Source organism: Pedobacter nutrimenti, assembly GCF_003208655.1.
GTDB lineage: Bacteria > Bacteroidota > Bacteroidia > Sphingobacteriales > Sphingobacteriaceae > Pedobacter > Pedobacter nutrimenti.
Genome location: NZ_QKLU01000003.1, coordinates 182,845 through 205,007 on the forward strand (window position 1 = coordinate 182,845; position 22,163 = coordinate 205,007).

General features: G+C 42.1%; 20 protein-coding genes. 16 read left to right on the plus strand and 4 right to left on the minus strand.

The genetic code is table 11. The features are described from left to right. The first annotated feature begins 10 nt into the window (after positions 1–10). From B0O44_RS08985 to B0O44_RS09000, 4 genes are read left to right on the plus strand one after another with little or no spacing between them, the layout of a single operon-like run. On the plus strand, positions 11–1,024 hold the full coding sequence (locus tag B0O44_RS08985; RefSeq protein ID WP_110829464.1) for a SusE domain-containing protein: 1,014 nt from the start codon (positions 11–13) through the stop codon (positions 1,022–1,024). 11 nt (positions 1,025–1,035) lie between these two features. Further along, complete coding sequence (locus B0O44_RS08990) at positions 1,036–3,345, plus strand: glycoside hydrolase family 65 protein (protein WP_110829466.1); 2,310 nt, start codon at positions 1,036–1,038, stop codon at positions 3,343–3,345. 57 nt (positions 3,346–3,402) lie between these two features. Then, positions 3,403–3,966, plus strand: a complete 564-nt coding sequence (locus B0O44_RS08995; RefSeq protein ID WP_110829468.1) for an RNA polymerase sigma factor — start codon at positions 3,403–3,405, stop codon at positions 3,964–3,966. Then, complete coding sequence (locus B0O44_RS09000) at positions 3,953–4,360, plus strand: hypothetical protein (RefSeq protein ID WP_110829470.1); 408 nt, start codon at positions 3,953–3,955, stop codon at positions 4,358–4,360. Before B0O44_RS08995 ends, B0O44_RS09000 begins: the two co-directional genes overlap by 14 nt. A gap of 63 nt (positions 4,361–4,423) precedes the next feature. On the opposite strand, the gene B0O44_RS09005 is transcribed toward B0O44_RS09000, so the two are convergent. Beyond that, positions 4,424–4,789, minus strand: a complete 366-nt coding sequence (locus tag B0O44_RS09005; RefSeq protein ID WP_110829472.1) for a DUF6249 domain-containing protein — start codon at positions 4,787–4,789, stop codon at positions 4,424–4,426. Positions 4,790–4,912: 123 nt separating this feature from the next. Further along, on the minus strand, positions 4,913–7,303 hold the full coding sequence (locus B0O44_RS09010; RefSeq protein WP_110829474.1) for a TonB-dependent receptor domain-containing protein: 2,391 nt from the start codon (positions 7,301–7,303) through the stop codon (positions 4,913–4,915). A 138-nt stretch (positions 7,304–7,441) separates the two neighbouring features. On the opposite strand from B0O44_RS09010, the gene B0O44_RS09015 reads away from it, so the two are divergent. From B0O44_RS09015 to B0O44_RS09060, 10 genes are all read left to right on the plus strand, one after another. After that, complete coding sequence (locus B0O44_RS09015) at positions 7,442–8,461, plus strand: sensor histidine kinase (protein WP_110829476.1); 1,020 nt, start codon at positions 7,442–7,444, stop codon at positions 8,459–8,461. Positions 8,462–8,475: 14 nt separating this feature from the next. Then, entirely contained in the window at positions 8,476–9,174 is a 699-nt protein-coding gene (locus B0O44_RS09020) for a LytR/AlgR family response regulator transcription factor (RefSeq protein ID WP_110829478.1), read from the plus strand. A gap of 141 nt (positions 9,175–9,315) precedes the next feature. Beyond that, complete coding sequence (locus B0O44_RS09025) at positions 9,316–11,706, plus strand: ABC transporter permease (RefSeq protein ID WP_110829480.1); 2,391 nt, start codon at positions 9,316–9,318, stop codon at positions 11,704–11,706. 106 nt (positions 11,707–11,812) lie between these two features. Next, on the plus strand, positions 11,813–12,385 hold the full coding sequence (locus B0O44_RS09030) for a hypothetical protein (RefSeq protein WP_110829482.1): 573 nt from the start codon (positions 11,813–11,815) through the stop codon (positions 12,383–12,385). 10 nt (positions 12,386–12,395) lie between these two features. Beyond that, positions 12,396–12,680 (plus strand): winged helix-turn-helix domain-containing protein, encoded by a 285-nt coding sequence (locus B0O44_RS09035; RefSeq protein ID WP_110829484.1) that lies wholly within the window; start codon positions 12,396–12,398, stop codon positions 12,678–12,680. Between the two features lie 149 nt (positions 12,681–12,829). Further along, entirely contained in the window at positions 12,830–14,953 is a 2,124-nt protein-coding gene (locus B0O44_RS09040) for a TonB-dependent receptor (RefSeq protein ID WP_211321347.1), read from the plus strand. Positions 14,954–14,969: 16 nt separating this feature from the next. Beyond that, entirely contained in the window at positions 14,970–15,620 is a 651-nt protein-coding gene (locus tag B0O44_RS09045; protein WP_146229791.1) for a hypothetical protein, read from the plus strand. A gap of 33 nt (positions 15,621–15,653) precedes the next feature. Further along, positions 15,654–16,340 (plus strand): hypothetical protein, encoded by a 687-nt coding sequence (locus B0O44_RS09050; protein WP_110829490.1) that lies wholly within the window; start codon positions 15,654–15,656, stop codon positions 16,338–16,340. 135 nt (positions 16,341–16,475) lie between these two features. Beyond that, entirely contained in the window at positions 16,476–17,084 is a 609-nt protein-coding gene (locus tag B0O44_RS09055) for a Crp/Fnr family transcriptional regulator (protein WP_110829492.1), read from the plus strand. A 47-nt stretch (positions 17,085–17,131) separates the two neighbouring features. Then, positions 17,132–17,827, plus strand: a complete 696-nt coding sequence (locus B0O44_RS09060; protein WP_110829494.1) for an alpha/beta fold hydrolase — start codon at positions 17,132–17,134, stop codon at positions 17,825–17,827. A 21-nt stretch (positions 17,828–17,848) separates the two neighbouring features. Here B0O44_RS09060 and B0O44_RS09065 read toward each other — a convergent pair whose 3' ends face one another. Next, a complete protein-coding gene (locus tag B0O44_RS09065) occupies positions 17,849–18,616 on the minus strand; it encodes a DUF4253 domain-containing protein (protein WP_110829496.1) in 768 nt (255 codons plus the stop codon). A 63-nt stretch (positions 18,617–18,679) separates the two neighbouring features. On the opposite strand from B0O44_RS09065, the gene B0O44_RS09070 reads away from it, so the two are divergent. Continuing rightward, positions 18,680–19,069 carry a nuclear transport factor 2 family protein gene (locus B0O44_RS09070; protein WP_110829498.1) on the plus strand — a complete coding sequence of 130 codons (390 nt, stop codon included), beginning with the start codon at positions 18,680–18,682 and terminating at the stop codon, positions 19,067–19,069. Positions 19,070–19,142: 73 nt separating this feature from the next. After that, the gene (locus B0O44_RS09075; protein WP_110829500.1) at positions 19,143–20,075 is read left to right on the plus strand and encodes a hypothetical protein; all 933 of its coding nucleotides are present in this window, start codon (positions 19,143–19,145) and stop codon (positions 20,073–20,075) included. A 53-nt stretch (positions 20,076–20,128) separates the two neighbouring features. Here B0O44_RS09075 and B0O44_RS09080 read toward each other — a convergent pair whose 3' ends face one another. After that, complete coding sequence (locus B0O44_RS09080; protein WP_146229792.1) at positions 20,129–22,141, minus strand: M1 family aminopeptidase; 2,013 nt, start codon at positions 22,139–22,141, stop codon at positions 20,129–20,131. Positions 22,142–22,163: the final 22 nt, after the last annotated feature.

Genomic DNA, 22,163 nt, shown 5'->3' on the forward strand with positions numbered 1-22,163 from the left:
TACATAAGATATGAAACCTTTGCTGATAAAATCCATGGCTTTGGGCCTGCTGCTCCTTAGCCTTTGGTCTTGTAAAAAAGATGAAAATAAAACCATCGCTACTGCCGGAACACCTGGAAGCTTAAAAGCTTCTGTGAGCTCGCTGGTACTGGATAAATCTATGCTGACAAGTCCGGTCATTACATTTTCTATGGGAGCACCAGATTTTGGTTACCAGGCCGGTTTAACCACCGTATTGCAGTTTGACCGCAAAGGTGCTGGTTTTTCTGCACCCAAAGAGGTTACCGTAGACGCTCCGGCAGCCGTGAAGGCATTCAATGGCCTGGATTTTAATAACCTGCTGCTTTCGCTAAACCTGAGCTCCCAAAGTGCAAGTGACATAGAAGTCCGTATGAAATCTTCCATTTCTAAAGACAAGCCGGCAGTATACAGCAATACGGTGGTGCTGAATGTGAAACCATTTCCCTTAACTGCCTGGATCTATGTACCCGGCGCTTATCAGGGCTGGAACATTCTGACTGCCGACAGCCTGATTTCTGAAACCGGCAACGGAATTTATTCGGGGGTAATTGCTTTTACAGCCGGCAATCTGGAATTTAAACTTACCCCGGCAAAAAAATGGGACGTTTCTTACGGAGATGGAAAAAACGGGACATTGAGTTTAACCGGAGGGAATTTAAATGCCTTAACTGCGGGCGCTAAACAACTCAATGTCGATTTAAATGCCAAAACCTGGAGCATTACACCTCTGGTTTGGTCAGTGATTGGTGATGCCACCCCGGGGAACTGGTTTGGAGATACCGATCTGAAGTATATTAATGATGGGAAAGGCATCTGGAGGGCAACTGTAAACCTGGTGCCCGGTCAGTTGAAATTTAGAAAAAATTACGATTGGGGAACAAATTATGGAGGTACTGCTGGTAAGTTGGCTTTAAACGGTGCAAATATTTCTGTTACAGCAGCAGGAAGTTATACCATCACTTTTGATTTGACCAACAATGCCTATAGCCTGATAAAAAATTAAGAAGCGACTTGATGAAGAATTATATTAAAGCCGATCCCTGGAACATTATAGAAGAAGGATTTAATCCTCAGCTGAACAAAATTTCAGAAAGTATTTTTAGTCTGGGCAATGGAAGGATGGGACAGCGGGCAAATTTTGAAGAACAGTACAGTGGCCCCGCTTTGCAAGGCAATTATATAGGTGGCGTGTATTATCCCGACAAAACCCGAGTGGGCTGGTGGAAAAATGGCTACCCCAATAAAATTGACAAAGTGATCAATGCAACCAGCTGGATTGGTATAGATATAGAAATTGACGGAGAAGTTCTGGACCTTGCCCATTGTGAGGTAGAAGATTTTAAACGCATACTGAATATGCGTGAGGGCTATCTGGAACGTCGTTTTACGGCCAGATTAAAAAACGGCAAATGCATTCGTGTACAGGCCCTTCGTTTTTGCAGTATTGCAGACGATGAAATTGGGGCAATACGGTATTGTTTATGGCCCTTAAATTTCGAAGGAACATTAAAGATCACCGTTTACCTGAACGGAAATGTGTACAATCAGGACAGCAATTACGGAGAAAAATTTTGGGAACCCGGTGTTACCGAAGTTTCAGATGAAGGGATGTATTTGTTCAACCGGACAAAAAAAACCGGATTTGAAGTGTGCACAGGAAGCAATTTTTTAATACGAAAAAATGAAAAACAAATCCGGATAGACTTAGAGGATATCTGTGACCAGGATTATGTCGGACAGCGTTTTTTTGTAGAGGTAAAAAAGAACCAGCCGCTTTCCATAGATAAGATTTCAGTTCAATTGTCATCGCTGAACCATCCCGGAGGACAGCTGATGCAATGTGCCCGGCAATCCCTTGGGCAGGCAATGCATAAAGGCTTTGATCAGTTGAAGCAGGCGCAGGCGGTAGCCTGGGCAAAAAAATGGGAGGAAAGCGATATTTTAATTGAGGGAGACGCCAGTGCCCAGCAGGCCATTCGCTTTAATATTTTTCAACTGTACCAAACCTATACCGGAAAAGATGACCGCTTGAACATTGGGCCTAAAGGGTTCACCGGGGAAAAATATGCAGGTGCTACTTTTTGGGATACGGAAGCCTATTGCCTGCCTTTTTACCTGGCCACAGCTGAAAAACAGGTGAGCAGAAATTTATTGCTTTACAGGTATAAGCAATTGGATAAGGCCATAGAGAATGCAACATTACTGGGTTTTGGAGATGGGGCCGCCCTCTATCCAATGGTCACCATGGATGGGTCAGAATGTCATAATGAATGGGAGATTACCTTTGAAGAGATCCACAGGAACGGGGCCATTGCTTTTGCGATTTATAATTATGTCCGTTATACGGACGATCGTTCCTATCTGGCTGATTACGGCCTTGAAGTATTGATTGCCATTGCCCGTTTCTGGAAACAGCGGGTCAACTGGAGCGGGGCAAAGCAGCAATACGTCATGCTGGGGGTTACCGGTCCGAATGAATACGAAAATAACGTAGACAACAACTGGTACACCAGTAAAATGGCGGTGTGGTGCCTCAGGTATGCCAGGGAAGCGGCAAAGCAGGTATCCAGGGCATCGCCAGGCAAATACAAAGACCTGCTGCAAAGGGTCCATTTTAAAGAAGAAGAGTTTGAAGCCTGGGCAGCGATTTGCAGCAATATGTACCTGCCATATGAGCCTTCCATGGGAATCTTTCTGCAGCAGGATGGCTATCTGGATAAGCAACAACGGCTGGTTACCGACCTGCCTGCCCAGGACCGGCCATTAAATCAAAACTGGAGCTGGGACCGGATCCTGAGGTCTTGTTTCATTAAACAAGCCGATGTCTTACAGGGCCTGTATTACTTTGAAGAAGAATTCGATCTGGAAACCCTGAAACGGAATTTTGATTTTTATGAACCCAGAACTGTACATGAAAGCTCACTTTCCCCATGCATCCACAGCATTCTGGCCTCCAGGCTGAAAGATAAAACACGGGCCTATGAATTTTATTTGAGGACCGCGCGCTTAGACCTGGACGATTACAACAACGACACGGAAGATGGTTTGCACATTACTTCCATGGCCGGGACCTGGATGAGCATTGTGGAAGGTTTTGCCGGTATGAGGGTCATCAACGACAAACTGAACTTTGACCCGCTGTTGCCTGAGGGCTGGACATCATTTTCCTTCAGGGTACAGTACAGAGAATGTATTTTATTGTTCAAAATAGCTACAGCTGAAATCACCATTGAAAATAAAGGCCACAAAGGCATCGATCTAAAAATCAGAGAGAAAGACCGTCACATTCCCGGGAATAAAGTTGTACAGTTGGATCAGGATTAAAATCTTTATTTATATTGCAACCTTATTCACTATGATGTTGTCTACTTTGATATGTCCATGGACGAAGAAAAGAAAATTATAGTGCGGATCATCAAAGGAGATCCTAAGGCATTTTCCTTGCTGGTCGATAAATATCAGAATTTGATTTTTCACATCACCAAGGGGATTGTCCCGGAGCAAATGGATGCAGAGGATGTCTGTCAGGAGGTGTTTGTGAAAATTTATAAAAGTATAGGTACTTTTAAATATCAGTCAAAGTTGTCTACCTGGATTGCAAGAATAACCTATTTTACCGCCCTTAATTACTTAAAAAAAAGCAAAAGAAACGCTACCGAAGACTATCCCGAAGACTTTCTGGATCTGGAAACAGATCAGGATGATCCCCAGGAACTATTGATCAAAAAAAGCACTTCAGCATATATTAACACGCTCATTGGCCAGTTACCGGAAAATTATCGTGTGGTGTTGACCCTGTACCATTTGGAAGAATTTTCTATCGAGGAAATAAGTGAAACGACAGGCATGCCTGAAGGGACCGTAAAAAATTACTTGTTCCGGGCGCGCAAGCTGCTTAAGGATATAATTGCACCTCATTTAAAAAAGGATTATGAAGAAAGATGATGATTTAAGAATTCAGGAAATTCTTGACCGCAAAATGAAAGGAACGGCACATGTTCCTTTTGAAAAGGTAAACGCTGAAGACTTACAGGCCTATGAATTGCTTTACGATCAATTGGCCAAAGCGCCTACTGAACATCTTTCGATGTCCTTCAAATCAAATGTCCTCAGGCGCATCCAAGTCGAAAAGAAAAAAAACAGTGATGTGTTATTTTACTGGCTCTTGGGGGCTGTTTGCTTGATTGGTGCCGTTGTAATTGTCTCGATGTTCTTTGTTTTTAAAGAGTCCCTTGCACCGGCCTTAAGTATTGCCGATCGGTTTAAAGGCTTTATTCTCCTTGGCCTGGTTGCCATATTTGCATTCAACAGGGTCGAGAAAAAACTAAGCAACGGCTAAAGAGAACTGGCCACAAAAAGGCTGAAAAAATTAATGGGGCCATTATAGCCCCATTAATTTTGTTTAAGCATCTTGGTTGTTTTTTGAAAGGTGGTTGTTCAACAGGTAATAGAACAACAAGCCAACAGAAAGGAAAATCAGAATTACGCCATAAGGCAGCAGGGATTCATCCATATTATAGGGAATAAATTCCTGGACAATTAAGCCAAGGCCACCAAAGCCCGCCAGAAAAACCCACTTCAGGGTGTTCTGTTGTCTCTCTTTATACCCCAGGCTATCTTTTAATATGGCTTTTACCAGACTTTCATCAGTCAGTCCGGCTTCCACTATTTTCTTTTTGATTCGAAATTTTAACAATTGAACAATGGCCATTGAAGTGATCCAGGTGACCATTATGATCATTAAAAAAGGTGCAATTTTGTATAACATGGTGTAATGGTTTTTAAAAGTAGACAATTGCTTTTGGATTTAGGTTGCAATAAAATGTAAATAATTTAAATCAGTTTAAATTTTGCTCCTGCAATTTATTGGTTAGCTGTCCATGGTCAACAATCAGTTGGCCCGGTTTCTTTCTTCTTCGTTTCCCGGATTCCTGTTTTTGGATTTTAAACTGATGTTTCCAAATTTATAACTCAAAGCGATTCTAAACCCCCTTGTATCTCTGTAAGTTTTAACATTGTTTTCTACACCATTGGATTTGTAGGTCATCAAAGGTTTCTGAGCATTTAACAAATCTTCCCCGGTAATGGTAAGGGCCAGGTTTTTTTGCAGAAATAAAAATTTCATGGAAGCGTCCAGCATATTCAATGATGAAAGGTGAAAAATCTGGTAACGTCCGGGCAATTGTAAACTATAGTTCAAACCCAGGAATACCGATTTCGATGAATTGAGTGTGAAATCGTTATTGGTATAAAAATATCCATTAGCCCCGTCAATAGATTGTATAAGACTAACTTTTGATTTTACGTTCTGATAATTGATGTTAAAGCCAGTAATGCTGTTCCACCAGGACCATTTTTTAAAATTGTAATAGGTGGAAAATCCAATCTGGTAGGTATTGGCATAATTCAAAGGGGTGCTTTTTGTCCTATTTGTAGCCGCATCTACAATGGAGAGCTCCTGTCCAAAATCGGTGACCTGGGAAAAGTAAATGTTGCTAACCCAGTTTTGTTTTCTGATATAAGAAAATTCTATATTATTGATAAAGGAGGGCTTTAAAAATGGATTTCCTTCAGCATAATAATAAGGGCTTGTTTTCACCACAAAGGGGTTCAGGTAATCAAAGTCCGGTCTTCTGATTCTTCGGCTGTAATTAAGGGAATAAGAATTTTGATCATTTGGAACATAGGTGATGTATGCGGTGGGAAACAGTTTGAGGTAATTGTTTTTATGACTTTGGTCCAGGTTCCCCGAATAACCTTCAGTTTGTGTAGCTTCCATACGCAAGCCAATTTGAGTTTCCCATTGCGCATTTATTTTTTTATTGCCCGAAAAATATAAGGCTTCATTGTGTTCCTTATAGTTAAAGATGTTGGATTGATCGAGGTCCAGGACCGGGATTCCTGTCTGACGATTGTAAACAACCAGATCATTATGGGTATTGGTATAGGAAAGCTTTGCCCCAAAGCTGATGTTGGCCCAGTGACCAGGCAATGAAAAGTCTATTTTCCCTGAATAATTTTCAATTTTATTCATGTTGTTATTGCTTGATGAAAAGAATTTGTTTTCAATAACCTGTTTTTGCTGATCTAATTCATTCCCTTGAAAAAAGCGCTCATCTTTTTTTCTGTAATTGAAGTAGTCGAAATCCATAGTGATATTTTTTCCCAGGGAGTCTAAAGCAAATGAATGGTACCAGTTCAGGGAATTCATTTCAGGTTTGTTGTTTGCCCAAACATCGGAAACCACATAAGCATTAATGGTTTTTGTCGTCCTGTCAAACCGGCTTGTAAAAGGATGGTTGGTAGATTCTTTATCCGTTAAACTGCTCAGGTACCTGATGCCGCTTGTCCATTTATCGCTGAACTTGTAATCCAGTCCAAAGGATAAGCCCTGGGTCTGGCTTTTGGATTGGTTTCTGATTTCCTGGCTCCATAGTTCATCTGTATAAAAAATCTGACTGGTTGATGTAGTCAATAGCTTTTGTGTACCCTTATTGAGTGAAGCCTGTAAAGAAAGGGGACCATGATTATAATTGAACATCGTTTGCAGATTTCCTCCTGCGTACGTTTTTTGGGTATAGGTCGTACCGATACCAACATTCCATGAGTTTGCTTTAGCCGATTTCAGTTTGATGTTGATTAGCCCGTTGTTTCCCTCTGCATCATACTTTGCAGGCGGGGCGGTGATGACTTCTATACTTTTAATATTGCCCGAAGGAATAGATTTCAAAAAATCAGCGAGTTCCTGTTGTGGTATTCTTTGTAAGCGGTCATCAATCATGACCAGTACCTCGCCCTTTCCTGAAATGGAAATATGATCATTTTGAACACTTACCGTTGGCGTCGCCTTCAATGCATCCAGAGCCGTTCCGCCACTAGCCATTACCGAATTTTCAACATTAAATACCAACCTGTCTAACTTTCGTTCTATGACTCTTTTTGTACCGCTAATGGTTACCCCCTGAAGCGCTGTTGTTTCATTAACTTCTATCAAACCCAGGTCAATATTCTGATCCAAGCTAAGTTCCCGGCTGGTAAATTTTGTACCCAATTGTTCCAAAATCAAACGGTAATTTCCTTTTTCAACCTGCATAAAGAAATAACCTGTCGTGTCGCTGAGTGCTTGTCTGACGAGCAAACTGTCATTTTTGAATAAATTGGCGTACACAAATTCTATGGGAACTTTATGAGTGTTCACGATCTTGCCTTTTAATGAAAACTGCTGACCGAAAACATTGACCTGAAGTAAAACGGCAATTAATAGAGGAATAATCTGCTTCATAATTTCTGTTAAATTTTGTACAAAACTGTAGTACGGAGACCTGTTTGGCTACTTTTTTCGACGAACCCATGCGGTTGATCTACTAACCCATTTTTTTACCTTTATGCGAATAGATACTTTTGTCTAAAACCATTACAGATGTACCACAGCACATTATCCAAGCGGTCAGAACAACTTATTCACCTTATATTTTGGACATTTACAGCATATTTTGCCTGCGTGATTAATCTTTTTGAATTCAGGTTTATTGATCCTGAGTTGTTTTACCTCACTTATGTGATTGTTTTTGTGGCAACCTTTTATTTTCATTACCTGTTTATAATGAAATGGGTCTTTAAAGCATTTCAATGGAAAAGATTAGTGTTTGGTTTATTTATCTCTTACCTGGTTTTTACTTCATTAAGGTGGTTTGCAGAACAGTTTCTGACCGGGGTTTTATTGGATAAAGTCAATTACATCCATCCGACTTTTATCCGCTATTTAATCGATAACCTACAGTATAGTGTAAGGCCAATCGTGTTCAGCTCCTTTCTGTGGTTTACTATTTATTTTATCCATGTTTTAGAAGAAAACAAAAACGCAGAGATCAAATTTCTCAAAGCCCAGATCAATCCTCATTTCGTTTTTAACAGCCTGAACAATATTTATTCGATGGTTTATTTTCAATCTGAAAAAGCTTTACCTGCAATTGAAAAATTGAGTGAGGTGATGCGGTTTACAACCTATTACTCCCAAAAAGAAAAGATTAATCTAAGTGAAGAAATCAATTACATAAAGGCATACGTGGAACTGGAACAGTTCAGACATGAGGAAAGTGGTTTTGTACAAATGAACATCAAAACCGATGATGACCATGTTGAAATTCCGCCCTACACGTTATCTCCGCTGATCGAGAATGCTTTAAAACACGGGCTTGTCTCTGTACAGCATCCCATCGTTATAGACATCAGCGTTTATTCAAAACAATTGTCTTTTTTTGTGAAAAATGAAATTGGAACACAGAAAAAAGATAAGCTAGGGGGAATAGGATTGGATAACCTTAAAAAACGATTGGATATTTATTATCCAAATGCACATCAACTGAACCTGACCAATGAAAATAATCAATTCACCGCCCAGCTTCAAATTGATTTAAAACGATACCTTAATAAGCTATAAATATCAAAGGCCCTATGCTGAAAAAAAGAATAAACTGTATTATCCTGGATGATGAACCTTTTGCTGTAAAACTTATAGCGGATTATGCATCGAAAATTGCCCAGCTAAATGTTTTGTATGCGGGGAGCGATGTGTTCAAAGCCATAGAGATACTCAACAGTCAAACGGTGGATTTGATTTTTTTAGATATTCAAATGCCAGAACTGACAGGCATTGAGCTAATGCAAATGTTTAACCAAAAGCATAATTTCATCATTACTTCCGCTTATGCCGAATATGCTCTGGATGTGTACCAGTTTCATGTGATCGACTTTCTGTTAAAACCAATTGTATTCAACCGCTTTTATCAGAGCATAGAAAAATATAATCGCTGGCAACAAACCTTCCAAAGTGCTGATACAGATGATTTTTTGTTTGTTAAGGCAGACCGGAAACATTATAAAATTGCCACAGATTCAATTTTGTATATTGAAGGACTGAAAGACTACATCCGGATCCATACCCATACCGAAAGGATCATCGTTTTGGAAAATATGAAAGACATTTTGGAAAAACTGCCTGAAAACAGGTTTGTCCGTATCCACCGTTCCTATATTATTCCCTTAAATAAAATCAAGGTCATCGAAGGAAATCAAATCCTGATGAGCAGCGGGGAATACCTGTCTATCGGGGAAACTTACCGGAAACTGATCGGAGAGTGGATCACTAAATAAAGAAGCCCTGCATTGTACATTTTCGATCTTCTACTGTGCATTAACGAACAGCATCTAAAGCTTCAATATACCTTGAATATCGATTATTGCCTATTTTTGAGTTTGGCATATCATTAGCAGGGCCAGACAAAACAACCGCGTATGCTCAGGACCAATTTAAAAATCGCGCTGCGTAACCTCTGGAAAAATAAGAGTTATACTTTGATTAATATTCTGGGCCTTTCCATTGGTATGTCCAGCTGTATCCTCATTTTTATCTTTGTTCATTACCAGCTGAGTTTTGATGGTGGTTATAAAAATGAAAGCCGGATTTACCGGGTGGTTACCGATTGGAAATACAATTCTTACGACGATTATTCTGCCGGGGTGCCCATACCCTTTACTTCAGCAGCCAGAAATGAAATTGCAGGCATAGAAAAAATTGGTGCAATAGCCAAAACAGGGAATGTTGTTCATGTGAAAGACCCCAGCGGCAAAGAAATTTTAAAAAGCAAGGAAGAGATTTACTATACAGAACCCGAGTTTTTTGAGGTATTTCAGATAGACTGGTCTTATGGTAAACCATCAGAAGCACTGAAGGAGCCTAATACTGTAGCACTATCAGAAGCTACGGCCATTAAATACTTTGGTCAGGCACAAAATGCCATTGGCAAAAGCATTATCGTTGGAAGCAAAACGGTGGTACGGGTTACCGGGATTTTTAAGGACATGCCCCAAAACAGCAGTTTCCCTTTAAAGGTTGTGCTAAGCTATAAGAGTTTTTGGGACAGAAACGGTACTTGCTGGGATTGTATCAACTCCAGCTTCTGCAGTTTTGTATTGCTTAAAGAAGGGCTGAAGGCAGCTGACCTACAACAGACGCTTGAAAAGTTCAATAAAACGCATTATACAGATCAAAAAATTGCAGGCAATCAGGTGAACAGGCTTCAGCCTTTAAGCGACATTCACTTTAACGGGCGTTATGATAATTTTGCCGATGCAACTATTAGCAAGCACCAGATTTATGGTCTTTTAATCATAGGCCTGTTTTTAATCTGTACAGCCTGTATCAATTTTATCAATTTAAATACAGCGCAGGCTGTGAACCGCTCTAAAGAAGTTGGCGTTCGTAAAGTGATGGGAAGCAAACGTAAAGAGCTGGTGCTTCAGTTTTTAACCGAAACCTTTGTTTTAGTTGTCATTGCCTTATTGTTTGCCTGTATCCTTAGCGAGCTGGCGATCCCTTCCATGCAAAACCTATTCAAGAACCAACAATCCTTTACCCTGTTCGGCCATTCCACTATTTTTCTGTTTATGGCTTTACTGGTCATATTTGTCAGTCTTTTAGCCGGTTTTTATCCGGCAATGGTCATGTCTGGTTTTAGCCCGGCCCTGGCCATTAAAAACAAAGTTTCTTTGAACAATAATGGACTCAGTCTGCGTAAAATCCTGGTCGTTGTACAGTTTGCGATTACCATTATACTGATTATTGGCACTTTGGTGATTGTTCGTCAAATGGAATACCTGCAGCAAAAACCACTGGGTTTCAGCTCAGGCGCCGTAGCTATGGTCGGAATGCCGGGCGATAGCACCAGTAAAAGCAGACGTGAGGTATTCAGGGAAAAAGTTTTACAAATCCCCGGGGTACAGATGCTCAGTTATTGTCAGTCGGCCCCATTGTCCCAGGATGTGAATTCTAATAATTTTACTTATAACGGCATAAAGAACAAGGACTTTGAAGTCCGGACTTCAAATGCAGATGAAAACTATTTTAAGCTTTTTGGCTTAAAAATTATTGCTGGCAGAATTTTTACCAAAAGCGATACGGCCAACGGTTATGTAGTTAATGAAACCTTTCTTAAAAAAGTGGGTGTGGCCAACCCGCAGGATGCCATTGGTAAAATGATCAAAGCTTCAGGGGGCAGTCTTCCCGTTGTTGGAGTGGTAAAAGATTTTAATGATAAATCTCTAAAAGAAAACATTTCAGGGCTCATTATTTCTCCGAACAGGAACCAGTACTGGAACGCAGCCATAAAACTGGAAGGAGAACAAATGCTTGCTGCGATGAAACAGATTGAAGCTGTATGGAACGTAACTTTTCCCACCAGCATTTACGATTCGAACTTTGTTGACGAAAGAATTAAAGGCTATTATGAGAGTGAGCTGATCATGGGCGTATTGTTTAAAGTCTTTGCCGGTGTCATTATTTTTATTTCCTTTATTGGTCTATTTGGTTTGATCTCATTTGTTGCTGCGCAAAGAACTAAAGAAGTTGCCATTAGAAAAGTACTGGGGGCTTCCACTTTCGAACTGGTCAAAATGCTCAACAGCTCATTTCTGATAATGGTTTTTCTGGCCAATCTGGTGGCCTGGCCATTGGCCTACCTGTTTGTTTCCAAATGGCTGTCTACTTTTGCTTACCGGATAGATTTGAGCATATGGCCTTTTGTGCTGGCCATGTGTATTTCTATGCTGATCACCTTGGTTACCGTGAGCATCAGATCGTATAAGGCGGCCAGTGCCAATACCATAGACGCACTTAAATACGAGTAATACAGGAGCTTTACCGGTGAAATAGATCCGTTCACCGGGTTTTTCTTTGTTGTTCTTGTTTGTAGTGCAAACTATATTTACATTTGAATATCAAAAGATTAAGTTTATGGATGCGATTGAAAACGAAATGAATCCTTTACAAAGCCTGAAATTAATTTCGGACGTAATTTTACGGACCAAAGAACAATTGAGAAGCTATAGTACCCTTTACCTGATTTGGGGCTGGCTCATTGCAGTAGCAAGTTTGGCTTTTTTTGCCCTGCATACTTATACGTCTTCCCCTCTTTTCTTTTTGCCCTTTCCGGTTCTTGGACTAACAGGTATCCTCCTCACTATACGTTACTATCATTCTGCAAAAGAGACTTCTGAAACTTATCTTGCGAGTTATTTAAAAAATTTATGGTTTGTGCTGGGCATTTGCTTTGTCCTAACGGTTTTCATTAGCCTTTCTCAAAAAATGCAACCATTTACCTATACCTTGCTGATCGGAGGAGTAGGGACATTGGTTTCCGGCCAAAACCTGCGTTTCAAACCATTGATCACCGGAGGCATATTATTTTTTACTTTTGCGGTCATTAGTATTTTAATTCCGGAACAATACCGTTCTCTGTTGCATGGTTTTGCAGTCATCACAGGGTATCTTGTTCCGGGATATTTGCTTAAGTACACTAAAGCCTAATTAAAATTAAATGTATAAGGATCTTGACCCTGTTTTAAATACACCCGTAAGATTAGCGATTGTTTCGGTATTGATTAAAATGAAACAGGCCGACTTTGCCTATTTAATGGAAATGACCAAAACCACCCAGGGAAACTTAAGCCACCAGATCAAAAAGTTGCATGAAGCAGAGTATATTGAAGTGGTCAAAACTTTTAAAGGCAATTATCCCCATACCATTTGCAAACTGACCGAAAAAGGTAAAAATGCATTTGAAAAATATGTGAAAGACATTAAAAAATATTTACACCTATGATCGGATCTTCCATCTACCATTCTATTCCTGCTCCCTTGAGGACCTTCTTTTTTGGCAAAAAGTATGCGTGGCTTTTTTTTGTGTTTTTTTGGTTTGTATTGCAAACTACATTAATAAGAAGAATTAAATGGAAAAGCCTCCTAATACTGATGCTTTGTGTATCGGTTAAAACTTATGGTCAAAGGACGATAAAAGGAAGTCTTACTGATGAACATCAATTGCCTGTCCCTTATGCCAATGTTTCGATTAATGGCACTTTAGATGGAACCAGTGCCGATAGTTTGGGCCATTTCAAACTGCTGACCACTACAAAAGGGAAGCAACTGTTAAAAGTCTCTGCAATTGGTTTTGAAACCCTGTATTATCCCCTGAATACAGATACAGATGCCGGCATCCTTCAGTTAAAATTAAAACAGAGCGCTGGCCAGCTGGCAGAAGTAGAAATCACTGCAGGAAATATGGATGCCAATGACAACCGGATGCTGAGCCATATCAAACCAGTTGATCTTTTATCCAATGCAAGTTCACAAGGTGATCTGATCGCTGCCCTGCAGAACTTGCCTGGTGTACAACGGAACGGAGGTGATCAGACCGGCTTGTTTGTCAGGGGAGGAGATGCCAGTGAAACCGTGGTTTTAATAGATGGTGTTACTGTACAGAACCCCTTTTTTAGCAGCGTACCAGGCGTTGGTCAACGCAGCAGGTTTAATCCTTTTCAATTAAAAGGGACCTCATTCAGTACAGGAGGTTATTCTGCAAGATACGGGCAGGCCCTTTCTTCAGTACTGGACTTGCAAACCACCGACTTACCGGAAAAGACCATGCTGTCGGCCGGGGCAAATCTGGGCGGTGTGATGTTAAGCGGAACCAGGCGCAGCGGAAACCAGGCACTTGAATTTTACGGTAATTATACCAATTACGGCCCATATTTTGCCTTATCAAACACCAACTACGATTTTTATCATGCCCCGGTGTCTACCGGAATTTCTTCCAGATGGATAGCCGCAACGGATAAAGGGTTATTTAAGATCAGTATGGGTTATAACAACAGCAGCAGTGGTACAGCAGTTCCAAATCCAAATTACATCCGTTCATTGCTGAATTTCGATCTGCGGAACAAAAACACCCTCCTGAATGCATCTTATACGTATTGGCCGGCCAGTCAGCTAAAGTTGTTTGTGGCTTTTGCCTGGAGCCACAATAAAGACCACATCAAATGGAGTGACACCACCTTTACCAGGGCCGATGATCGTAGCCAGTTGCGTGCAGAACTGAGCTGGCAGGCGGCAGCCAAGTTGAAGATCAGCACTGGAACAGAACTGGCTTATTATTCTTATGCGCAACAATTCGATGTACACGAAGGAAAGTTTAGTGAAAGCCTGGCTGCAGCATACCTGGAAACCGAATACAGACCTTTGCACTGGCTGGCCATTAAACCTGGAATAAGAACCGAATACAGCAGGCTATCGGGAAGGGGCGAGGCAGTGCCCAGATTGTCTTTAGCGGCGAAAATAAGCGCACAGAGCCAGTTGGGGGCAGCCACAGGCCTGTTTTACCAATCCGCTCCTGGCCTGTACCTGTTGCAAGGCTACCGGCCTTCAGCCCAGAAGGCGGCCCACTATCTTATCAATTATGAATGGGTGGCACGCAGCCGCTCCCTTCGTATAGAAGCCTTTTACAAGGATTACAGTCAGCTGGTCAGGGAAAGCGGAACCCTGTACCGTCCTGATCCTTATCGTTATGATCTTGGAAAGGTAGATAATTCCGGGTATGGCTTTGCCAGGGGAATTGATCTTTTTTGGCGGGATAAGTCTTCCCTGAAAAATTTAGATTACTGGATCACTTATAGCTTTATTGATACCAAAAGGTATTATCAAAACTACCCTTCAGCTGCCACTCCGGATTTTATTTCTAAACACAACCTCAACCTTATCCTGAGGTATTATCCCGAAAAGCTGCACACTGTTTTTTCCCTGGGTTATAACTATGCCAGCGGAAGACCTTATTACGATCCATTAGCCACTTCATTTTTACAGGAAAAATCTCCGGCCTATCAAAACCTGTCCTTTAAAGTAAGTTATCTGACCAATATCAAAAAGCTATTTGCCGCGTGGTATGTCAATATAGATAACCTCAGCAATTACAAAAACGTATTGGGGTACCGCTATTCAGCAGACGGGCGTTTCAAAAGTCCGTTGCGCCCTCCCCAATACAGGGCAGTTTTTGTAGGTGTATACCTGTCGATCTCTGAATTCAAAAAAGATGAACTATAAAATAAAACAACAGAAAATGAAAAAAATCACGAGCGCTGCTCTGGGAGTTATGCTTTTCTCCCTGTTTGCAGTACCCACCAAAGCACAAAACATGGAAAGCGCATTGAATGCCGCTTACAAAGACCTGCAATCGGCCACAAGTGCCCCTGCTATGCAAGAGGCCGGCAATAAGTTCGGCCTGATGGCATCCAAATGGCCAAAAGAATGGGTGGCCAATTACTATGCAGCCTATGTTAATGCCTATATGGCCATAAAAGAGCCTGATGTCAAACGTAAAGATCAGTTGTTAGACCAGGCGGACCACTATGTAAATATCCTGAACGCTATTGATGCCTCCCGCGACGAGAGCCTCGTGCTAACCGCTTATGTGGCTTTTTCCAGATTTTTGGTGGACCCGGCAAACCGCTGGAAAAAATACCTGGACATCATGAACACAAATCTTGAAAAAGCCAAAAAGGTCAATCCGGATAATCCCCGCATTTATTACCTGCAGGGGATCCCGATTTTTAACAAGCCCGTATTGTATGGCGGAGGCAAGAAAAAAGCCAGGCCGTATTTCGAAAAAGCCGAATTGCTCTTTGAGAAAAAGGGAATGGCCCCATCGGTGCTTCATCCCTATTGGGGCGAGAGGGAGAATGAAGATTATTTGTTAAAATGTGAAAACTAAAATCAGCCATTATTTACTTAAGACCAGATTGAAATGAATACAACAACACATCCAACCATCAGTTCGGTGGAAAAATACCGGGGTCCCCATCCTGGAATCACGGCCACTATATATGTCCTGTTATTTGTGGCGAGTCTTCTGTTTTTTTCTTTATTATCCAATGGATCCGCATTTCCCTCACCATTTACCGGTACCAGAAACATTCAGCAATTGCTTGCTGACTTCCCCTGGGCACTAAAAATCAATGCTTTTCTGCAATTTGGAGCGGCCATTCCATTGGGGCTGTTTACCGCTGCTGTGGTGACCAAAATTAAAACCCTGGGTGTAAATGCAGCGGGGTTGAATATTGCCTTATTCGGCGGCATAACAGCTTCGGTATGGGTAAGTATTTCCAGTCTTTTGACCTGGCTGATCTGCCAGCCTGGTATTGCAGACCAGCCCGGCACCCTGCAGGCATTTCGGTTGCTGAGCTTTGCCACAGGAGGAATAGCACATATGTTGCCTCTGGGCCTGTTAATGGCAGGGGTTTCCGTGCCATGTCTGTTGCTCAAATACTGCCCGGCATGGATTGCCTGGCTGGGTATGGTGCTGGCTGTACTTGCAGAACTTTCCATTTTCGGATTGGTATTTCAGCAGGCATTCCTGCTATTGCCTGTTGTTCGTTTCCTTTCCTATATATGGATGATCGCCATAGGCTTTGCCCTGATGAAAAACAAATAAAGATAGTTTGCATGAAAGATGTGGTCGGGTTTCAGCTGACCACATCTTTAAAATAATTTTTAGCATCGGGGCCAGGGCCCAGACTATTTTGGGAAATTGACCGTTTAAAAACAGAACTGATCTAAAGTACTTTATATGAAATATGACGCTTCCCCATGGTACCAAAGAATGATGAAAAAGTATCCGATTGTCACAGAACAGGAGTGGAAACTTCTGGATTCTATGACCAAGGTAAAGGTCATTAAAAAGGGCGATTCCTTTTTGCAATTTGGTAAGGTGGCCCGATATGCGGCATTTGTACTCTCCGGACAGTTTAAGTTTTCGATTCTGGATGAAGAGGGGAAAGAGAAAATTTTAAAATTTGGATTTGCCGATGATTTTTTGGCCAACTGTGAAAGTTATTACAATAATGCGCCCTCCAATGTCAGCATCATAGCTCTGGAAGATGCGGTGATCCGGAGGATAAACATCAAACAATTGCAGCCCCTTTACGATTTATACCTCAATCTTTCCCGTGTTAACCTGCAGATTTACCAGGAAGCTTTAGAACAGCAGTCTGAACATGAATACATCCTGTCGATGAAAAGTCCGGTAAGACGGTATCGGTTTTTACTGGACCGCAGACCTGCCATCATACAGAAAATATCCTTAACCAATATTGCCAGGTATCTGTACGTCAGCAGGGAAGCGGTGAGCAGGGCACGTTTATATCTTTTTAACCAGTCGGGTAAATTAAGTGACTGAAATCACATTTTCATTTTTTGCTGGCAAATACATTTGTGTAAAAAAGCATGAAACGAAATGTCATTTTACTACATGGACTTTTTGGTGGCCTGAGCAACTGGGAAAAGGTCATCACACATTTTCAAAATGATTTTAATATCCATATCCCGCTATTGCCCATTTACAATCAGCATAGGGAAAACATTCTCGAGTACCTGGTTTCTTTTTTGCAGCATACCATTGATTCCGGTCAAATGGAAAAGGTCATCCTGGTCGGGAATTCATTGGGTGGGCATGTAGCCATTATTTATGCACACCGCTACCCCCAGCGTGTTGAAAAGCTGGTTCTTACCGGAAGTTCGGGTTTATATGAAAATTATACGGTTGGAAGTTACATCAGGCGAAAGGATTACTTTTACCTGAAAGAGCGGATTGAATATACATTTTATGATCCGGCTGTTGCCACTGCAACGCTGATCGAGGAAGTAATGCTTACCCTGGCCGACGATCAAAAATGTATTCGCATAATCAAAACTGCACAAACGACCCAGCGAAACTATGTAACCGCGCTGCTTCCTCAAATCAGTATGCCGGTATTGCTCATTTGGGGAGCGGAAGATAAAATTACACCGCCTGATGTGGCCCGGGAATTTAAAAAGTCTTTGCCAGATTCGACCCTGGTCTTTTTGTCCCGCTGCGGACATGCCCCGATGATGGAAAGGCCCGAGGAATTTAATAAACTGCTGGAAGACTTTATCTGTTAACCCGGTTATAACTAAACTCTTCTAGTCAAACCAGAGATAAAGCATTTTTGATGCCTTCATTTGTTTTGCCAATTCTGCTACAGTTTTTGTACCCTGCTCCACAATGTCGGGGCAAAGTTTATAAACCTGGGCAGCAAATTTATCCCAGTCCTGGGGATCCTTATCAATTTTAAACTCACACCACTCGAAATCAGCACCAGATAATTTTAAATCCAGGCCCTCACTTAAAAGTTTAATGCGAGCGATTAACCGGGCATTGTCCAAGCCATAATTAATTCCATTGGTTTGCATATATACCAATGGTGTAAACTCATCGTCACATTGGAGTACCGCTATCCATGGCCCGTCGTTAACATCTTTTCCATCACAACTGAATGCCCTGTAACCCAGTGTACTGATCTTTGAATTTATCTGTTTGATCAGGGCATACTGATTTGTGCCGGATTTGACACTTACACATATGCCCGGTAAGTGTACTGACTTTTCTGCAGGTTTTTTTTGAGAAGGGTAGTTGGTATCGACAAGACCGGATTCGTGTCTTGTGAGCTGTTTCGCTTTAGCGCCTGTTTCTGATTCCAGTATTTTTATCACAGAAATGGAAATTCCTGTCTGTTGGGATAATGTCGCCAGCTGAGGTGAAGGGCCTTGTAACGGCTCACTTTGCCTCCCATCACAAGCCCAAAAGAATACAAGTAAAATTAACGGAATGAATTTTCTTAAATCAATTAAGGCCAAACCAACGCCGAGACTGTTGTTGGTCTGGAGTCTTGTATGGCTTGATCCTTTCATTTTTTATGGCTTTACAACTAGTAGTCAGTAAATTCGTGTTAAATATAATAAATTAGCCGAGCAATGAAAGAGGAACAAATACGTGAAATCCTGGAAGCACACTGGCAGGCCTCTGCAATTGGCGATCTGGATGCAGAGCATGACATTTACGATGACCAGGTCGTTTGTGATTACCCGCAGTCAGGCGAACGGATTCTGGGAAGAGAAAATCTGCAAGGCCTGAGAAGTCACCACCCAGGCAAACCTGCTGGCTTTAAGGTGAAGCGCATCGTCGGAACAGGTGATCTGTGGGTTACCGAATATACGATCACTTACCAGCAACAATCTGCTTTTACCGTCAGCATTATGGAATTTCAAAACGGGAAGGTGATCCACGAAACGCAGTATTTTGCAGACCCCTTCCAGGCACCGGCCTGGAGAAGTCAATGGGTTCAACAGACCGCGCCTTTGTAGACATATTGTAGACCGCTGAAGTTTGCGATCTGTTTTTTGGAAATGTAGTTTTGACAAAGCAATTCATACGACCATGAAATACGATTTTACGATCCCTAATTTTACCAGAATCATTCAGTCGGTGCTTGTTCCTGACCAGGACAGTGACGGGCTGGAACTGGAGCTGGGCAACACAGAAATTAACATCAAAAAGCCATACCTGGATGCCGATGGTGAGCAGATGGGCAACAGCATTTTTATCCGTGCTGATCAGGGACTGATCATTTCCATGCGCATGGAGTCTGATTTTCTGTTTACTTTTTACCGGGAAAACCCGGAAGATGGTTTTAAAAACCTGGAGGCAGGTAGCCCTGAGCACATTAAACAATTTGCATGGCAAATCTGGACCGGAATCGTTGATTATATTGAAAAAGCCGAAGAAGCGAGTGGCCAGCAAGAAGAGGATTACCTTGCTTTTGAAAAACAATTTGGGATATATGGTGTCCCGGATGATCTGAAAAAGTTGTTTGAATTTGACAAGGAGTATGGCGGGGGGACCTATGCCGAAAGCTTTGCCCTGATGGTGGTGAATAAAACAGGTTTAAAAACCTATTCGCAGGAAGAAAGCTTTCTGCGTTCATTTATAGAATTTGCAAGCGCAACAGGCGGAGGAAGTACCTATGCCATTTGGGTCATTCACGATAACCTGGAAAAATGTCCCATTGTGGTTTTTGGCGATGAAGGCGGGATACATCCGGTGGCCCAAAACATACAAGACCTGATCCGCTTGCTCAGTTATGATACGGAAATCTCTGTTGGCTGGGATTCGGTCTATTTTTATAAAAACGAGGAGTTCCAGGAGGAAGTGTCTGAAAACCAGCAGGCATTTTTGCAATGGGCCGAAACAAACTTTCAGATCCGGCAGGTGACCACAGATGAACAGGCAGAACTAATCCTGAAAACTGCCGCTGACCGTTATGCCGATAGCTTGAATGTTTTTTTAATAGGGTACGGTATTGATGTGTAATGACCGGGACAACTATGCCCCAGGCCATCACAAAGCAGTCATTGATTAAAGGGTCATTTTGTAAAGCCGTTTTCCAGGTTTTCCATTTTCGGGATCATATGGTCGGCCTCCTTGTTCAATGCATCCGCTGAAAGTGCGTTTTCTTTTGCCCAGTGGAATAAAGCCTGGTCTTTTCGGCCAGCGGCAATCTGGGCAATTCTAAAATAAGTATAAGCTAAAAAGTCTGGGGTTCGTACGGCCATTTGTACGGCCCTTTTATAATAAGCCAATGCCTCATCAGTTTTACCTTCGTTGGCTTTGATCCTTCCCAGGTAATATAAGAGCTTAAATTCCAGTCCGAAACGATCATCAGGAATGCCATTTCCAATATAAGATAAGGCCAGCTTTTCTGCTTCCTGAAATTTTTGTTCCATACGCAGTTTCTGAATAGTGGCTGTTTTTCCCAGTGCCCGGGCCTGCTCGGCAAGGTCCGGTGCCCAGTGGGGTATTTTAAACTCCGGGTCCGGGCTGACAGATTTTACTTTTCCCTTTACCGGTATCACCATTGTGGTATTGCGGGCATTGACTTCCATTTTTCTGATCACAACGGTATTGTCCATAAAAACAATCTGGAGCTCGATAGAAAGCCGGTATACCGGTCCCTGCTGTGCAATCTGTACCTGAAGCCCTTCTGGCAATTGAGTCCAGGAGCTTGTCCAGTCAGGAACGCCGGTTTGTTCACACCACTGCTTGAAAAACCAGCCAAGACTGCTTCCGTGTGCTTTCTCGATCTCTTGTACAAAGGAGGCCCAGTTTAACCGGCTTTGGGTATACTTGGTTGTAATTTGTTTCAGTGCGGCATGAAATTTTTCTTTTCCTATGGTATTGGAAAGCAGTTCCAGGACCAGAAAACCTTTACTGTCGGCGATAATGTGTTCATTGCTGCCCTTCAGATCCGTTAAGGGCTCATCAATTCCGGCAGATGCATTTTTAAGATAACCAATTCCAGACTGGTCGCTGATGTATCCGGGATAACCTGTTTTTCGATACAGGATGGCATTTTTCTGGTCAAAATGGTCCACCACCTGGAGGGAGCCATATTGGGCCAGCCCCTCAGACAGCATGGCATTTCCCTTTGTACCGGTGGATTCAATGAGGTTTCCCCACCATTGGTGAGAGACCTCATGGCCAAACAAGGCATAATTAAAACGCCTAAGCTCACTGGTGGGAATCAGGATGCCGCCCAATAAACTGGCACCCCCGATTCCGGTTTGTTCGGCAACATATTCCGGAAGTTCTATGATGGAAAAATTTGGGATGTGCAGGGCACCGAATTTCTCTGTTAAAAAGGCAATTACTTCAGAAGTGTTTGTAATGAGCTTAGGATCACATACCGTCGTTTTTAGGGTGTAGGTGTAGCAGGGAATCGTTCCACTATGATGGTTTACCTGATAATTTGCAATGTAAAGCGAAAAAATGTCAGGGCGGTCATAGGTAAACCGATAGGTTTTCATTCCGGCGGAACTTACCGTGTCCAGTTTACTGGCGGCCATGATAGCGGTGAGCACAGCCTTAGTGCTGACACTGATCTGGCCTGCCCCACGCATATAGCCCTTACTTCCGTCCTGATCGACACGGTTTACCTGTGGATACCAGGCCGATCCGTAACCACTGGCCATGCAAAAATTAGCATCCAGACTATACTGAAAGCTGGGGACACTTCCCCGGTCGTATTCATATTTGAGCTGGAGCCGGGTGCCGGCATCCAGTTTTTTAGGGAAACGGAAACGGTAAACAATGTCATTTGATGCATTTCTGAAGGTATCCAGCTTCTGGGCAATATGGAGGGCCATACCGCTAAGGTCAAGCTGGGCTTCTCCTTTACCCTTACTTAGTACAATTTCAACAGAATCACGGGATTGTTCCGTCGTTTCAAACCAAAGATCACCCTTAACCTTAAACGTTTTTTGGGGAAGATCGGCATCAACATGCAGGTTATAGTGTAAATTTTTCTGCCCATAAACTATGGTGCTGCAGATCAGCATACAGCAGGTAAAAACGTATTTGAATTTTGTGCGGAAGTCCATTACTTTTTTTGTTAAAGAGAGC

What these genes read in the sequence shown, in the direction of transcription:
- B0O44_RS08985 (WP_110829464.1), top strand. Translation starts at nt 11, where the DNA reads ATGAAACCTTTGCTGATAAAATCCATGGCTTTGGGCCTGCTGCTCCTT.
- B0O44_RS08990 (WP_110829466.1), top strand. Translation starts at nt 1,036, where the DNA reads ATGAAGAATTATATTAAAGCCGATCCCTGGAACATTATAGAAGAAGGA.
- B0O44_RS08995 (WP_110829468.1), top strand. Translation starts at nt 3,403, where the DNA reads ATGGACGAAGAAAAGAAAATTATAGTGCGGATCATCAAAGGAGATCCT.
- B0O44_RS09000 (WP_110829470.1), top strand. Translation starts at nt 3,953, where the DNA reads ATGAAGAAAGATGATGATTTAAGAATTCAGGAAATTCTTGACCGCAAA.
- B0O44_RS09005 (WP_110829472.1), bottom strand. Translation starts at nt 4,789, where the DNA reads ATGTTATACAAAATTGCACCTTTTTTAATGATCATAATGGTCACCTGG.
- B0O44_RS09010 (WP_110829474.1), bottom strand. Translation starts at nt 7,303, where the DNA reads ATGAAGCAGATTATTCCTCTATTAATTGCCGTTTTACTTCAGGTCAAT.
- B0O44_RS09015 (WP_110829476.1), top strand. Translation starts at nt 7,442, where the DNA reads ATGTACCACAGCACATTATCCAAGCGGTCAGAACAACTTATTCACCTT.
- B0O44_RS09020 (WP_110829478.1), top strand. Translation starts at nt 8,476, where the DNA reads ATGCTGAAAAAAAGAATAAACTGTATTATCCTGGATGATGAACCTTTT.
- B0O44_RS09025 (WP_110829480.1), top strand. Translation starts at nt 9,316, where the DNA reads ATGCTCAGGACCAATTTAAAAATCGCGCTGCGTAACCTCTGGAAAAAT.
- B0O44_RS09030 (WP_110829482.1), top strand. Translation starts at nt 11,813, where the DNA reads ATGGATGCGATTGAAAACGAAATGAATCCTTTACAAAGCCTGAAATTA.
- B0O44_RS09035 (WP_110829484.1), top strand. Translation starts at nt 12,396, where the DNA reads ATGTATAAGGATCTTGACCCTGTTTTAAATACACCCGTAAGATTAGCG.
- B0O44_RS09040 (WP_211321347.1), top strand. Translation starts at nt 12,830, where the DNA reads ATGCTTTGTGTATCGGTTAAAACTTATGGTCAAAGGACGATAAAAGGA.
- B0O44_RS09045 (WP_146229791.1), top strand. Translation starts at nt 14,970, where the DNA reads ATGAAAAAAATCACGAGCGCTGCTCTGGGAGTTATGCTTTTCTCCCTG.
- B0O44_RS09050 (WP_110829490.1), top strand. Translation starts at nt 15,654, where the DNA reads ATGAATACAACAACACATCCAACCATCAGTTCGGTGGAAAAATACCGG.
- B0O44_RS09055 (WP_110829492.1), top strand. Translation starts at nt 16,476, where the DNA reads ATGAAATATGACGCTTCCCCATGGTACCAAAGAATGATGAAAAAGTAT.
- B0O44_RS09060 (WP_110829494.1), top strand. Translation starts at nt 17,132, where the DNA reads ATGAAACGAAATGTCATTTTACTACATGGACTTTTTGGTGGCCTGAGC.
- B0O44_RS09065 (WP_110829496.1), bottom strand. Translation starts at nt 18,616, where the DNA reads ATGAAAGGATCAAGCCATACAAGACTCCAGACCAACAACAGTCTCGGC.
- B0O44_RS09070 (WP_110829498.1), top strand. Translation starts at nt 18,680, where the DNA reads ATGAAAGAGGAACAAATACGTGAAATCCTGGAAGCACACTGGCAGGCC.
- B0O44_RS09075 (WP_110829500.1), top strand. Translation starts at nt 19,143, where the DNA reads ATGAAATACGATTTTACGATCCCTAATTTTACCAGAATCATTCAGTCG.
- B0O44_RS09080 (WP_146229792.1), bottom strand. Translation starts at nt 22,141, where the DNA reads ATGGACTTCCGCACAAAATTCAAATACGTTTTTACCTGCTGTATGCTG.